The organism is Nocardia sp. NPDC004711 (assembly GCF_053601595.1).
The window spans coordinates 1-13,684 of the sequence record NZ_JBSGCB010000045.1 but is presented as its reverse complement, the minus strand read 5'-3'; the positions used below and the strand labels follow the sequence as shown (position 1 = coordinate 13,684).

Below are 13,684 nucleotides of genomic sequence, written 5' to 3'. Positions count from 1 at the left end.
GCCCGTTAAATGCTGCTGAGTCAGGGCGTATTCAGCCAGGGCGCGGTCGTCCCGCTGCGGGAGCTGCTGCTGGTGCTGCTCGTCGCCACGGTCATCGCCTACCTGACCACCGGTGGAATCCGGGTGCTGGCCATCGCCTTCGGCGCGGTCGCCATTCCGCGTGAGCGCGATGTGCACGTGAAGCCGATTCCGCGCATGGGCGGGCTGGGCATCTATCTGGGCCTGCTGGCAGCCGTGCTGTTCGCCCACCAGCTGCCCGCCCTGCGACGCGGATTCGACTATCCCAAGGACATTCCGGCGGTGCTGGCCGCGGCCACGCTCATCGTGCTGGTCGGCATCATCGACGACCGCTGGGGCCTGGACTGGCTGACCAAACTGGTCGGCCAGATCACCGCGGCGGGTGTGATGGCGGTAATGGGCCTGAGCTGGGTGGCCATCTACAACCCCTTCACCAACGAGACCGTGGTGCTCGATCCGCTCCAGGGCGGTCTGGTGACGGTGGGCATCACGGTGACGGTCGTCAATGCCATGAATTTCGTGGACGGCCTGGATGGTCTGGCCGCGGGCCTCGGTTTCATCGCGGCGGTCGCGGTTTTCGTGTTCACCGTGGGTTTGCTCTATGAGGTGGGCGGTTCCACCGACACCTATCCGCCGGCGTTGCTGGCCGCGGCGCTGGCCGGTGCGTGCCTGGGATTTCTGCCGCACAATTTCTCTCCGGCCCGCATTTTCATGGGTGATACCGGATCCATGCTCATCGGATTGATGCTGGCCGCGGTGTCCACCGGCGCTTCCGGGCGAATTCCGCTGCAGGGTTACGGCCCGCGCGACATCGTGGGTCTGCTGTCGCCGTTGTTGCTGGTGGGTGCGGTGATGTTCATTCCGGTACTCGATCTTGTTTTGGCGGTGGTCCGTCGTGTTCGCGCAGGTGTGAGTTTTTCCACTCCTGACAAAATGCATCTGCATCACCGTTTGCTGCAGATCGGGCATTCGCAGCGCCGCGTGGTGCTGGTGATCTATCTGTGGGTGAGTGTGCTCGCATTCGGCGCGGTCGGGACCTCGCTGATCTCGGATCGGCGCATGGTGGTGCTGCTGTTCGCGGCCGGACTGGTTTTCGCGCTGATCGTCACCGCGGTGCCGTCCTGGCGGGAACTGAAGATCAACTCCGTCCGCAAACCGCCCCGCGATCGTGATCACGCCGCCGGGTAGAGTTGCTGAACGTGAGCACGCCTTCCGATCCCGGTCCCGACGCCCCGCTGCGCGCGGCACTGCGCTATGGCATCGCCGGTTTGGCTGTGCTGGTTGTGGTTTCGGCCATCCTCTCGACCGTCTTCGCGGGCCTGCCCGGCTTGTGGGGCGCGTTGATCGGCGCTGCCCTGGGTGGCGCCTTCATCCTCACCACCGCCGCGTCGGTGTTGTTCAGCGCCAAGATCGAATCCGGCCTGCAGGGCATCGTGCTGCTCGGCAGCTGGGTCGGAAAGCTGCTGCTGACAGTGATTGTCGTCGCAGTGCTCCAGCAGTACGACTTCTACAGCCGCGGCGCCCTGTTCTGCACCGTGGTCGCCGCGCTGCTCATCGTGCTGGGTGCGGAGACGTACGGTCTTCTGCGCCAACGGGTTCCGACCGTGCAGGTGGACCGCGACCTGTAGCCCCGGACGCCGCGGCGACCTCGCGGAACGCCGTTCATCACGCGTTTCCGCGACCCCCTACGCATTGTCGTAGATAACTTGATAAACTCTTTACCTGTAGCCAACCGAATCAACAGGGGGGGTCACCTTAGACCCGCCTGAGAGCAGGTTATGCTTACAGCCGTGCCGGACCCATAGGGTCACGGTTCTGCACCGTCGACGATGTCGCCGACGCGCGTACAGACGCCAGGGCGTGATGCCACAGCTGCTGACGAACTTCGAGCCGACCTGAGTCGACCCACCAGATCGTCAATGTCCGATCGAACCGCAGGAGAAAACTATCTCCTGCGGCCGACCACGGGAGAGAACGCTGAGCGTCACCATTTTGGCGGGCGAGTTCCACGCGCCGTCACTCAACGACTTCTTCCCTCCAGCAGTGCTGTTCGAGGGGACGCCTTTCGAGCTCGACCGTCTGATGCTGATTCGCATCCTCATGTCGGTCGTTCTCCTGGCCGTGATGTTCGCCGCTTTCCGTCGGCCGCAGCTGGTTCCGCGCGGACTGCAGAATGTCGCCGAATCCGGTCTGGTGTTCGTCAAGGAGCAGATCTGCGACGAGGTGCTCGGCAAGGAATCCGGCAAGAAGTTCTTCCCGCTGATCGCGTCGATCTTCTTCACCGTGCTGTTCCTGAACATCTCGGGCGTCATTCCGGGTCTGAACATCTCGTCGAACGCGCGAATCGGCATGCCCCTGGTGCTGGCGGTAGTCGCCTACATCACCTTCAACTACGTGGGCATCAAGAAGTACGGCTTCCTGAAATACATGCGCTCGTCCATCGTGGTGCCGAATGTGCCGCCCGCGCTGCACGTGCTGCTGATCCCGATCGAGTTCATCTCGACCTTCGTGCTGCGCCCGTTCACGCTGACAGTCCGTCTCATGGCGAACATGCTGGCAGGCCACATCATGTTGGTGCTGTTCTTCAGTGCCACCCAGTTCTTCCTGTTCGATGCCGTCTCCTGGATGAAGGTGTTCTCGCCGTTCTCGCTGCTCGCGGGCTTCGGCTTCACCCTCTTCGAGCTGCTGGTGGTTTTCCTGCAGGCGTACGTGTTCGCGCTGCTGACCGCTGTCTACATCGGTCTGGCGCAGCACGCCGACTCTCACTGACCGACCGCACCAACATCACAAACCTGCCTTCCACGCCGCCCGGCGGGTGGGCGACAGAAAGGGAATGAAACACACATGAGCACCCTCTCGTACCTGGCTGCTGAAGTTGCCGAGTCCAAGTCCAAGGGCTTCGGCGCCATCGGTTACGGCCTCGCTGCGATCGGTCCCGGCATCGGTGTTGGCATCGTCGTCGGTAAGGCCATCGAGGGCATCGCCCGCCAGCCCGAGCTGCAGGGCACCATCCGGACCAACATGTTCCTGGGTATCGCGTTCACCGAGGCCCTGGCGCTGATCGGTCTCGTCGCCGGCTTCATTTTCTGATTCCGGCCAAAGACTAGGAATCAACGATGAACAGCACCTATCTGCTCGCGGCTGAGGGGTCTTCCGACGTGAACCCCCTCATCCCGGAGCCGTATGACATTTTCTGGTCTGCGGTCGTCTTCATCGTTATCGCCTTTGTCTTCGCCAAGTACGTCGTCCCGCGCCTGACCAAGGTGCTCGACGAGCGTTCCGAGAAGATCGAGGGCGGTATCGCCAAGGCCGAGGCCGTCCAGGCCGAGGCGCAAGCCACCCTGCAGCAGTACCAGGAGCAGCTGGCCGAGGCTCGCCTCGAGGCTGCCCGTATCCGTGAGGAAGCCCGCACCCAGGGTGCGGCCATCCTGTCGCAGATGCGTACCGATGCGCAGGCCGAGGCCGACCGCATCGTGGCCGCCGGTCACTCGCAGCTGGAGGCACAGCGCCAGCAGATCGTGACCGAGCTGCGGTCCGAGCTGGGCCGTACCGCGGTCGACCTGGCCGAGAAGATCATCGGTCAGTCGGTGGCCGATGAGGCCAAGCAGGCGGCGTCGATCGACCGGTTCCTGGCGGAACTGGACGCGAACGCCGGCATCGGGGTCGGAAGGTAACGACGCGAAAGTGGGAAGCATGTACGCAGCGAGCCGCGAGGCGAGTTCCCGTGCGCGGGAAGCTCTTCGGGCCGCTCTGACCGGTAGCGACACCGTCGCGGCTACTACGGGGTCGGAACTGTTCGCCGTTGTCGCCGTCCTCGACGACCAGCGTTCGCTGCGTGTGGCGCTCGCGGATAAGTCGGTGTCGAGTTCGGCGCGCGCCGAGCTGGCCGAACGCGTCTTCGGCGGCAAGATCAGCGGCACCACCCTGGCCGTGCTGACCACGGCGGTGGCCCAGGACTGGTCACGGGCCCGCGATCTGGTCGACACGCTGGTCCTGCTCGGCCGCGAAGCGCTGCTGCGCGCCGCGGAGGAGCGTGGCCGCCTGGACGCCGTCGAGGACGAGCTGTTCCGGCTGGCCCGGATCATCGACGACAACCCGGACCTGGAGCAGGCGCTGCAGGACCACGGCAAGCCGGCGGAAGCCAAGCTCGCCCTGGTGCAGCGCCTGCTCGCGGGCAAGGTCGAGGCCATCACCCTGCAGCTGGCCGAGCAGGCCGTGCTGCGCCACCAGGGCGATGCCGGCGCGGCCATCGACGAGCTGTCCGACCTGGCGGCTTCGCTCCGGGAACAGATCGTGGCGCACGTCCGTGCCGCGGTGGCCCTGACGCCGCAGCAGCGCGAGCACCTGGCGGCTTCGCTGCAGCGCATCTACGACAAGCCCGTCACGGTGCACGTGCAGGAGGACCCGAGCCTGCTGGCCGGCGTCGTCGTGCGCGTCGGCGACGACCTGATCGACGGCAGCGCCGTCGGCCGCCTCCAGCGCTTGCGTCAGTCTCTCGCCTGAGACACGAACGCCAACTGCGCAGCACTGCCGGCTTGCCGGCGAGGCACCAACACACCGACATTCGAGACCACAGCGAGAGCAGGAAGAACATGGCGGAGCTGACGATCTCCCCCGATGAGATCCGTAGCGCGATCGAGAGCTACACCCAGAGCTACACCCCCGAGACCTCCATCGAAGAAGTCGGTGTCGTCACCGACACCGGCGATGGTATCGCCCACATCAGCGGCCTGCCGTCCGCGATGGCCAACGAGCTGCTGGAGTTCCCGGGCGGCGTCCTCGGCGTGGCGCTGAACCTGGAGGACACCGAGATCGGTGCCGTCATCCTGGGTGAGTTCGACACCATCGAAGAGGGCCAGCAGGTCCGCCGCACCGGCGACGTGCTCTCGGTTCCCGTGGGCGACAAGTTCCTCGGCCGCGTCATCGACCCGCTGGGCGCGCCGATCGACGGCCTGGGCGAGATCGAGGCCGACGAGCGTCGCGTGCTCGAGCTGCAGGCCGCGACCGTGCTGGAGCGTCAGCCGGTCGGTGAGCCCATGGCCACCGGCATCACCGCCATCGACGCCCTGACCGCCATCGGCCGCGGCCAGCGTCAGCTCGTCATCGGCGACCGTAAGACCGGTAAGACCGCGGTCTGCATCGACGCCATCATCAACCAGAAGGCCAACTGGGCCACCGGCGATCCGTCGAAGCAGGTGCGCTGCATCTACGTCGCGATCGGCCAGAAGGGCTCCACCATCGCGGGTGTGAAGTCCGCGCTCGAGGCGCACGGCGCGATGGAGTACACCACCATCGTCGCGGCGCCCGCGTCGGACTCCGCCGGCTTCAAGTGGCTGGCCCCCTACACCGGTTCGGCCCTCGGCCAGCACTGGATGTACCAGGGCAAGCACGTCCTGATCGTGTTCGACGACCTGTCCAAGCAGGCCGAGGCCTACCGTGCCATCTCGCTGCTGCTGCGTCGTCCGCCGGGCCGCGAGGCGTACCCGGGTGACGTCTTCTACCTGCACTCGCGTCTGCTGGAGCGTTGCGCGAAGCTGTCCGACGAGCTGGGCGCGGGCTCGATGACCGGTCTGCCGATCATCGAGACCAAGGCCAACGACGTCTCGGCGTTCATCCCGACCAACGTCATCTCCATCACCGACGGCCAGGTGTTCCTGGAGTCGGACCTCTTCAACAAGGGTGTCCGCCCGGCCATCAACGTCGGTATCTCGGTGTCCCGAGTCGGTGGTGCCGCGCAGACCAAGGCCATGAAGAAGGTCTCCGGTTCGCTGCGTCTGGAGCTGGCCTCCTACCGTGAGCTCGAGGCGTTCTCCGCCTTCGCCTCCGACCTGGATGCCGCTTCGCTGGCCCAGCTGGAGCGTGGCGCGCGCTGGGTCGAGCTGCTCAAGCAGGACCAGTACGCCCCGGTTTCGGTTGAGGACCAGGTCGTTTCGCTGTTCCTGGTGGACGGCGGCTACTACGACTCCGTCCCGGTCGGCGACATCCGCCGCTTCAACGCCGAGCTGCTGGAGAGCCTGCACGCCACCGTGCAGTCCTCCTTCGACGCCCTGCAGGGCGGCGCCAAGGTGCTCGAGGGCGAGGCCGCCGACGCCATCAAGGCCGCGACCGACAAGTTCAAGCAGGGCTTCCTGGCGTCCGACGGCACCCGCGTCGTCGAGGCCGAGGCCGGCCAGCTGGACCACGAAGAGGTCGAGTCTCTTTCCGTCACCCGCAAGCACGTCGAGAAGTAATCGAGACGAGCACATGCGAATGACCGAATCGACGAATGAAGGGAGTGTGAACCGCTAATGCCAAGCGTGCGTGAACTTCGCTCCCGTATTCGTTCCGTGAGCTCGATCAAGAAGATCACCAAGGCGCAGGAACTGATCGCGACCTCGCGAATCAGCAAGGCGCAGGCCCGCGTTGCCGCCGCCAAGCCCTACGCGGAGGAGATCACCAAGGTGCTCGCCGAATTGGCGAGCGCCAGTGGGAATCTCAACCACCCGCTGCTCACCGAGCGTGAGAACCCGCGCCGCGCAGCGGTTCTGGTCATCACCTCCGACCGCGGTATGTGCGGTGGTTACAACTCCAACGTGCTCAAGCGCGCCGAGGAGCTCATGACCACGCTGCGCACCGAGGGCAAGGAGCCGGTGCTGTACGTGATGGGCGCGAAGGGCCTGACGTACTACACCTTCCGCCGTCGCACCGTGAACGGTTCCTGGCTGGGCTTCTCCCAGCAGCCGAACTACGTGGACGCGTCCGCCGCGTGCAACCACCTGGTCGAGGCGTTCATGGCCGGATCCGACGGTGAGGTGGCGTCCCCGAACGGAGCCGGCACCATGGCCGGCGTCGACGAACTGCACATCGTCTACACGCGTTTCGTGTCGATGCTGTCGCAGCAGCCGGAGGTGCGTCGCCTGGCGCCGATCCAGGTGACGTTCGTGGACGAGAACTTCGAGATCGGTCCGGACAGCTTCACCGACGGAGTCTCGGAGCCGGTCGCCCAGTACGAGTTCGAGCCGGACGCGGATCGCCTGCTGGGCGCGCTGCTGCCGAAGTACGTCAACACTCGGATCTACTCGTCGCTGCTCGAGGCGGCGGCATCGGAGTCGGCTGCGCGCCGCACCGCCATGAAGGCCGCGACGGACAACGCCACGGAACTGGTCAACTCGCTGACCCGGACCGCGAACTCGTTGCGCCAGGCACAGATTACGCAGGAAATCACGGAAATCGTCGGTGGCGCCAACGCGCTGGCGTCGAGCTCGGACCGCGACTAAGGCCCAGGAAGAGAACCAATGACCGCAGCTACTGAAACCCGGGTCGGCACAGGCCGTGTCGCCCGCGTCATCGGACCCGTCGTGGACGTCGAGTTCCCGCGCGGTTCCATTCCCGACCTGTACAACGCCCTGAACGTGGACATCGCGCTCGCGTCCGTGGCCAAGACCCTGACCCTCGAGGTCGCGCAGCACCTGGGCGACAACATCGTTCGCACCATCTCGATGCAGCCGACCGACGGTCTGATCCGTGGCGCCGAGGTGCGCGACACCGGCAAGCCGATCTCGGTGCCCGTCGGTGACGTCGTCAAGGGCCACGTGTTCAACGCGCTCGGCGACTGCCTCGACACCCCCGGCCTGGGCCGCGACGGCGAGCAGTGGGGCATCCACCGCCAGCCGCCCGCCTTCGACCAGCTCGAGGGCAAGACCGAGATCCTGGAGACGGGCATCAAGGTCATCGACCTGCTCACCCCGTACGTGAAGGGTGGCAAGATCGGTCTGTTCGGTGGTGCCGGTGTCGGCAAGACCGTGCTGATCCAGGAGATGATCACCCGTATCGCGCGTGAGTTCTCCGGTACGTCCGTGTTCGCGGGCGTCGGTGAGCGCACCCGTGAGGGCACCGACCTGCACCTGGAAATGGAAGAGATGGGCGTCCTCCAGGACACCGCCCTCGTCTTCGGCCAGATGGACGAGCCGCCGGGGACGCGTATGCGCGTCGCCCTCTCGGCCCTGACCATGGCCGAGTACTTCCGCGACGTGCAGAACCAGGACGTTCTGCTGTTCATCGACAACATCTTCCGCTTCACCCAGGCCGGTTCCGAGGTCTCGACCCTGCTGGGTCGTATGCCTTCGGCCGTCGGTTACCAGCCGACCCTGGCGGACGAGATGGGTCAGCTGCAGGAGCGCATCACCTCGACCCGTGGCCGCTCGATCACCTCGATGCAGGCGATCTACGTGCCCGCGGACGACTACACCGACCCCGCGCCGGCCACCACCTTCGCGCACCTGGACGCCACCACCGAGCTGTCGCGTCCGATTTCGCAGAAGGGCATCTACCCGGCCGTCGACCCGCTGTCGTCGACCTCGCGAATCCTCGAGGCCTCGATCGTCGGCGAGCGTCACTTCCGGGTGGCCAACGAGGTCAAGCGAATCCTGCAGAAGTACAAGGAACTCCAGGACATCATCGCGATTCTGGGTATGGACGAGCTCTCCGAAGAGGACAAGGTCCTCGTCGGTCGCGCCCGTCGCCTGGAGAAGTTCCTGGGCCAGAACTTCATCGTGGCCGAGAAGTTCACCGGCCAGGAGGGTTCCGTCGTGCCGCTGGAGCAGACCATCGACGACTTCGATCGGGTCTGCAAGGGCGAGTTCGACCACCTGCCGGAGCAGGCGTTCAACTCCTGCGGTGGCCTGGACGACGTCGAGGCTGCTGCGAAGAAGATCGCCGGGAAGTAGTCCACCATGGCGGATATGTCAGTTGATCTGGTCGCCGTCGAGCGGCTGCTGTGGTCGGGCCGGGCGAAGTTCGTCTCGGCTCAGACCACGGAGGGTGAGATCGGCATCCTGGCCGGCCACGAACCGCTGCTCGGGCAGCTGGTCGAGGCCGGCACCGTGACCATCGTGTCCGACGACGACGAGCGTGTGGTCGTGGCCGTGCACGGCGGGTTCTTCTCGGTCACCGCCACTTCGGTGCGCGTGCTGGCCGAATCCGCCGATTTCGCCTTCGATATCGACGAGGCGGCCGCCAAGGCCGTTGTCGCCGACCCGGATGCGAGCCCGGCTGCGCTGGCCAAGGCACAGGGCCAGCTGCGGGCGGTCGAGAAGGCGGCGTCTGCCTAGCCTTCCGGCGCGAAAACCGAGAGCGGCGGTCCCAGGGAAAATCCCGGGGCCGCCGCTTTTTCGCGTTCACACCGACCCGCACTCGCGCCCGGCACCAGCCGGGCGCGAGGATGTCGTTCTCACCGGAAGGTGAGAATGGGCTTGATCGTGGTGCCGTGGTGGGCGTCCGCGACCGCGGTGTCGATATCGGTGAAGGCGTAGGTCTTGCTGATCTTCTCGATCGGGAACTTGCCTTCGGCATGCCACCGCAGCAGTTGCGGAATGAATTGCTGCGGATCGCCACTGCCCTCGATGCAGCCCCGGACGGCCTTGCCGTTGCCGGTGAGGTGGCCGATTTCGAGGTCCATGCTGGCCTCGCCCAGCCCGACGAGCACGAGAGTGCCCATGGGGGCCAACGCCTCGAGGCCCTTGGCGATGACGGCATTGAGGGCGGTCGTGTCGAGCGCGAAGTTCGCGCCGCCGTTGGTCGCCGCGACGATCTGCGCCACCACGTCCTCGGCCGCGCCGTCGATGGTGACGTCCGCGCCGAGCTCCTTGGCCACGGCCAGCCGATCGGCGGAAAGGTCAATGGCGACAATGGTTCCCGCGCCGATGGCACGGGCCGCCATGAGGGCCGCCATCCCCACGCCGCCGACGCCGAAGATGGCCAGCGAGTCGTTCGGCCCCGGCTTCATGACATTGGCGACCGCGCCCGCACCGGTCTGCACACCGCACCCGAACGGGGAGGTGGCCACCAGGTCCACGTCCTTGTCGACCACTACGACACTGCGCGCCGGCACCAGTGTGTGGGTGGCGAAACTCGATTGCCCGAAGAACGCGCCCATCACGCGTTCGCCATTACTGCTCAGCGGCGATGTGAAATCCGCGCGTCCGCCCGAGGTGTTCAGAATGACGAAATTCTCGCAATAGGGCGGAAGCCCGTTGGCGCATCGCGAACAGGTTCCACAACTGGCATAGGTGAGCAGCACGTGGTCACCGACTTCGATTCCGGTTACCTCCGAGCCAATCTGCTCGACGATCCCGGCGCCCTCGTGGCCGAGCACGATCGGCAAATCGGCGGGAAACACGCCCTTGGTGACCAGGTCGGTGTGGCAGACCCCGGACGCGACGATGCGCACCAGCACCTCGCCCGGTCGCGGTTCCTCCAGGGTGAGGGTCTCCATCGAGAACGGCACGTCCGCTCCCCGGGCCACCGCAGCGGTAATTTCCACGGAATCTCCTTCCAAGACATCCCAATTGTCCGGAGCATAAGAACGCGTTCCAGTTTACGGCCATTGCTGATCCCGCTCAGCGGGTCGCGCGTTCGGCTCTTGCCGCCGGGAGCTGGTAAGCGGCCGAGGTTTTCGGATACGTTGTGCCGCAATTGAGACCTTGGTTACCCAACGTGGCTCGAGGCTTTCGCCGGTCCCCGGATGTGATCTGAAGCGTTGGGCAAAGTACCGGCTATTCGAATGTTTTCGGCCCTCGCGCCACGATGAACGCCGGCTCTGTGGTCGGCTGCCAGGTGGGATATCGGCGGAATGAACGGCGGCGGGGAGGCGACCGACATGACGCAGAACAACCCGCTCGGCGCCATTGCCACAATCTGCTCGGCAACATTGTCCCGACCTCGGGGCTGCAACAAGGTTCCCGGCCCGCACGTCGGCGTCAGCTGGCCGGACGACACCTTCGCGGTGAACGCGGGCGCGGCGGCTACGCCCAGGCGCGCTCGTTCGTGGCGGCCGAGGTCGACAGCTCGACCTACATCGGCGAACCGGTGCTTTTACGGTGAGCTGTCCCCCCTGGGCGGATATATCTTCTGCACCCTGCTGATCAGCGCATATGTCACATTCGGTGGATGGCCGGACTTCGTCTTTCCGCGGTCGCTACTATCGACCGAAAGCGGGGCCCGGCCGTCGGCCGGTCAGTGATCGACAGCAACGCGGATGTGAAGGGACGGAGCGGCATTGCAAACCGGGATGTGGCTTCTGATCATTCTGGTGTTGCTGCTTGTCGGCCTGGCCCTGGCCTCGACATATCGCCTGGTGATGCTGCGCCGCGGCGGAACCGCCGCCCTGCTGCGCGTGCTGCCCGCCCGCGGCCACGGCGGGGGCTGGCGGCACGGCCTGATCCGTTACGACGAGGACACGCTCCTCTTCTACAAACTCTCCAGCCTCAAGCTCGGCCCGGACTCCACCATGCGCCGGCTCGCCATCGAGGTGGGCCCGCGGCGGTCCCCGCAGGACGACGAGTACGACATCATGACCGACGAGGTCATCGTCCAGGTCTCCGACGGTGACGGCAGCTACGAGCTGGCACTCGACCGCGGCGCGATGGCCGCCTTCCTCTCCTGGGTGGAATCCAGGCCCTCCGAGCGAATTCGCCGCCGCCGCGCCGGATAGTGTGACCCTGTGAGCGTTCACTTGACGCGGATCTACACGCGGACCGGCGACGACGGCACCACGGGGCTGAGCGATTTCTCGCGGGTGGACAAGACCGACCCGCGGCTGATCGCCTACGCCGACTGTGACGAAACCAATGCCGCACTGGGTGTCGCCATCGCGCTCGGGCAGCCGGACGAGCGGATGCTCGGTGTGCTGCGCTCCATCCAGAACGATTTGTTCGACGCCGGCGCGGACCTGTCCACGCCCGTTGTCGCGGAGCCCAAGTACCCGCCGCTGCGCATCACCCAGGTCTACATCGACCGCCTCGAGAAGTGGTGCGACGAGTTCAATGAGCCTCTGGCGCCGTTGAATTCGTTCATCCTGCCCGGTGGTACACCGCTGGCGGCACTGCTGCACACCGCCCGCACCGTGGCGCGACGCGCCGAGCGTTCGGCGTGGGCCGCGGTCGCGGCGCACCCGGACGACACGAACGCGCTGCCCGCCAAATACCTCAACCGCTTGTCCGACCTGCTGTTCATCCTCGGCCGGGTCGCCAATCCGGACGGCGACATACTTTGGCGGCCGGGCGGAGACGCCGCGAGCGCGAGAGAGGACCACTAGGCTGACCCCCGTGAGTGAACGGTTTCTGGTGACCGGGGGCAGCAGGCTCGTCGGTGAGGTCGCGGTAGGCGGCGCGAAGAACAGCGTCCTCAAGCTGATGGCCGCCGCGTTGCTGGCCGAGGGGACGACCACCATCACGAACTGCCCGGACATCCTCGACGTGCCGCTCATGGCCGAGGTGCTGCGCGGTCTCGGATGTGACGTCACCGTCGACCACGAAACCGTGACCATCGCGACGCCGCCGGAACCGAAATACCACGCGGACTTCCCGGCCGTCACCCAGTTCCGTGCCTCGGTGTGTGTGCTGGGTCCGCTGATGGCGCGCTGCAAGCGGGCCGTGGTGGCGCTCCCGGGCGGTGATGCCATCGGTTCGCGCCCGCTGGATATGCATCAGGCCGGTCTGCGACTGCTGGGCGCGACCTCCGAGATCGAGCACGGCTGCCTGGTGGCGCGCGCGGAGGAGCTGCAGGGCGCCCGGATTCGCCTGGACTTCCCGTCGGTCGGCGCGACCGAGAACATCCTGATGGCCGCGGTGCTGGCCGAGGGGGAGACGGTCATCGACAATGCCGCGCGGGAACCGGAGATCGTGGATCTCTGCAACATGCTGGCGCGGATGGGCGCGAAGATCTCCGGCGCGGGCACCTCGGTGCTGACCATCGAGGGCGTGGACAAGCTCTCGCCGACCACCCACCGGGTGATCGGCGATCGCATCGTCGCCGCGACCTGGGGTATCGCCGCCGCCATGACCACCGGCGACGTGCGGGTGACCGGCATCAACCCCAAGCACCTGTCCCTGGTGCTGGACAAGCTGCGCTCCGCGGGCGCGCGAATCTCGTTCGAACCGGATGGTTTTCGCGTGGTGCAGGCGGATCGCCCTCGCGCCGTGAACTTCTCGACCCTGCCGTTCCCCGGGTTCCCGACCGATCTGCAGCCGATGGCCATCGGCCTGGCCGCGATCGCCGACGGCACTTCGATGATCACCGAGAACATTTTCGAAGCGCGCTTCCGCTTCGTCGAAGAGATGATCCGCCTGGGCGCGGATGCCCGCACCGACGGGCATCACGCTGTGGTGCGGGGGATTCCGCGACTGTCCTCGGCGCCGGTGTGGTCGTCGGACATTCGCGCCGGCGCGGGTCTGGTGCTCGCGGGTCTGGTCGCCGACGGTGTCACCGAGGTCCACGATGTCTTCCACATCGACCGTGGCTACCCGGATTTCGTGGAGAACCTGCGCTCGCTCGGAGCGCGGATCGAACGCGTCGGAACCGCGGACTGAACAGCCGGTGTCGGGACGGGTTCGCGAAAACCCGTCCTGAACAGGCGATTTGACATGCGAACAACCAACACGTAACTTATTCCAGGTCAGAGCGACACGGACACCGACTCCGGTGAGACGAGCTTCGCCTGATGATCACACTAGCTCCCAGCCAACCAGCAGATTTGGTTCTGCCGTGCGGACGGGGCTAAGCTGTAAAAGTTGCCTCACGAACGAGCGGGACTAAGAGCCCGGGAGATCGTGTGTGCGTGTGTTCTTTGAGAACTCAATAGTGTGTCGATGAATGTCAGTGCCAAATTTTGAAATTTGGTTCCGATTCT

General features: G+C 65.8%; 14 protein-coding genes. 13 read left to right on the top strand and 1 reads right to left on the bottom strand.

Annotation, left to right across the window (positions count from 1 at the left end; all coding sequences use genetic code 11):
- Positions 1-9 precede the first annotated feature (9 nt).
- The 10 genes from ACWEKS_RS35350 to ACWEKS_RS35305 all read left to right on the top strand — a co-directional run bounded on the left by ACWEKS_RS35350 (position 10) and on the right by ACWEKS_RS35305 (position 9,107).
- Positions 10-1,206 carry an MraY family glycosyltransferase gene (locus ACWEKS_RS35350; protein WP_354849539.1) on the top strand — a complete coding sequence of 399 codons (1,197 nt, stop codon included), beginning with the start codon at positions 10-12 and terminating at the stop codon, positions 1,204-1,206.
- A gap of 11 nt (positions 1,207-1,217) precedes the next feature.
- Positions 1,218-1,646 (top strand): hypothetical protein, encoded by a 429-nt coding sequence (locus ACWEKS_RS35345; protein ID WP_379402842.1) that lies wholly within the window; start codon positions 1,218-1,220, stop codon positions 1,644-1,646.
- Between the two features lie 415 nt (positions 1,647-2,061).
- Positions 2,062-2,787: a F0F1 ATP synthase subunit A gene (gene atpB, locus ACWEKS_RS35340; RefSeq protein WP_452344177.1), complete on the top strand. Its 726-nt coding sequence runs from the start codon at positions 2,062-2,064 to the stop codon at positions 2,785-2,787.
- Positions 2,788-2,862: 75 nt separating this feature from the next.
- Positions 2,863-3,108, top strand: a complete 246-nt coding sequence (locus ACWEKS_RS35335) for an ATP synthase F0 subunit C (protein WP_040856073.1) — start codon at positions 2,863-2,865, stop codon at positions 3,106-3,108.
- Positions 3,109-3,134: 26 nt separating this feature from the next.
- Positions 3,135-3,692: a F0F1 ATP synthase subunit B gene (locus ACWEKS_RS35330; RefSeq protein ID WP_452344125.1), complete on the top strand. Its 558-nt coding sequence runs from the start codon at positions 3,135-3,137 to the stop codon at positions 3,690-3,692.
- 19 nt (positions 3,693-3,711) lie between these two features.
- Positions 3,712-4,521, top strand: coding sequence for a F0F1 ATP synthase subunit delta (locus ACWEKS_RS35325; RefSeq protein WP_452344124.1), 810 nt, complete (start codon positions 3,712-3,714; stop codon positions 4,519-4,521).
- A gap of 89 nt (positions 4,522-4,610) precedes the next feature.
- A complete protein-coding gene (gene atpA / locus ACWEKS_RS35320; protein ID WP_379430182.1) occupies positions 4,611-6,248 on the top strand; it encodes a F0F1 ATP synthase subunit alpha in 1,638 nt (545 codons plus the stop codon).
- Between the two features lie 57 nt (positions 6,249-6,305).
- A complete protein-coding gene (locus ACWEKS_RS35315; protein WP_452344123.1) occupies positions 6,306-7,274 on the top strand; it encodes a F0F1 ATP synthase subunit gamma in 969 nt (322 codons plus the stop codon).
- Between the two features lie 18 nt (positions 7,275-7,292).
- Complete coding sequence (gene atpD / locus ACWEKS_RS35310; RefSeq protein WP_157388301.1) at positions 7,293-8,723, top strand: F0F1 ATP synthase subunit beta; 1,431 nt, start codon at positions 7,293-7,295, stop codon at positions 8,721-8,723.
- Between the two features lie 6 nt (positions 8,724-8,729).
- Positions 8,730-9,107, top strand: coding sequence for a F0F1 ATP synthase subunit epsilon (locus tag ACWEKS_RS35305; RefSeq protein WP_354849556.1), 378 nt, complete (start codon positions 8,730-8,732; stop codon positions 9,105-9,107).
- A 119-nt stretch (positions 9,108-9,226) separates the two neighbouring features.
- On the opposite strand, the gene ACWEKS_RS35300 is transcribed toward ACWEKS_RS35305, so the two are convergent.
- Positions 9,227-10,318: an NAD(P)-dependent alcohol dehydrogenase gene (locus ACWEKS_RS35300; RefSeq protein ID WP_452344122.1), complete on the bottom strand. Its 1,092-nt coding sequence runs from the start codon at positions 10,316-10,318 to the stop codon at positions 9,227-9,229.
- Between the two features lie 747 nt (positions 10,319-11,065).
- On the opposite strand from ACWEKS_RS35300, the gene ACWEKS_RS35295 reads away from it, so the two are divergent.
- Genes ACWEKS_RS35295 through murA form a run of 3 tightly spaced genes read left to right on the top strand, consistent with a single transcriptional unit; the run spans position 11,066 to position 13,364 of the window.
- Positions 11,066-11,488, top strand: coding sequence for a DUF2550 domain-containing protein (locus ACWEKS_RS35295; RefSeq protein WP_354849582.1), 423 nt, complete (start codon positions 11,066-11,068; stop codon positions 11,486-11,488).
- Positions 11,489-11,497: 9 nt separating this feature from the next.
- Complete coding sequence (locus ACWEKS_RS35290; RefSeq protein WP_452344121.1) at positions 11,498-12,091, top strand: cob(I)yrinic acid a,c-diamide adenosyltransferase; 594 nt, start codon at positions 11,498-11,500, stop codon at positions 12,089-12,091.
- Positions 12,092-12,101: 10 nt separating this feature from the next.
- Positions 12,102-13,364 (top strand): UDP-N-acetylglucosamine 1-carboxyvinyltransferase, encoded by a 1,263-nt coding sequence (murA, locus tag ACWEKS_RS35285; RefSeq protein ID WP_364623179.1) that lies wholly within the window; start codon positions 12,102-12,104, stop codon positions 13,362-13,364.
- The last annotated feature ends 320 nt before the right edge of the window (positions 13,365-13,684 follow it).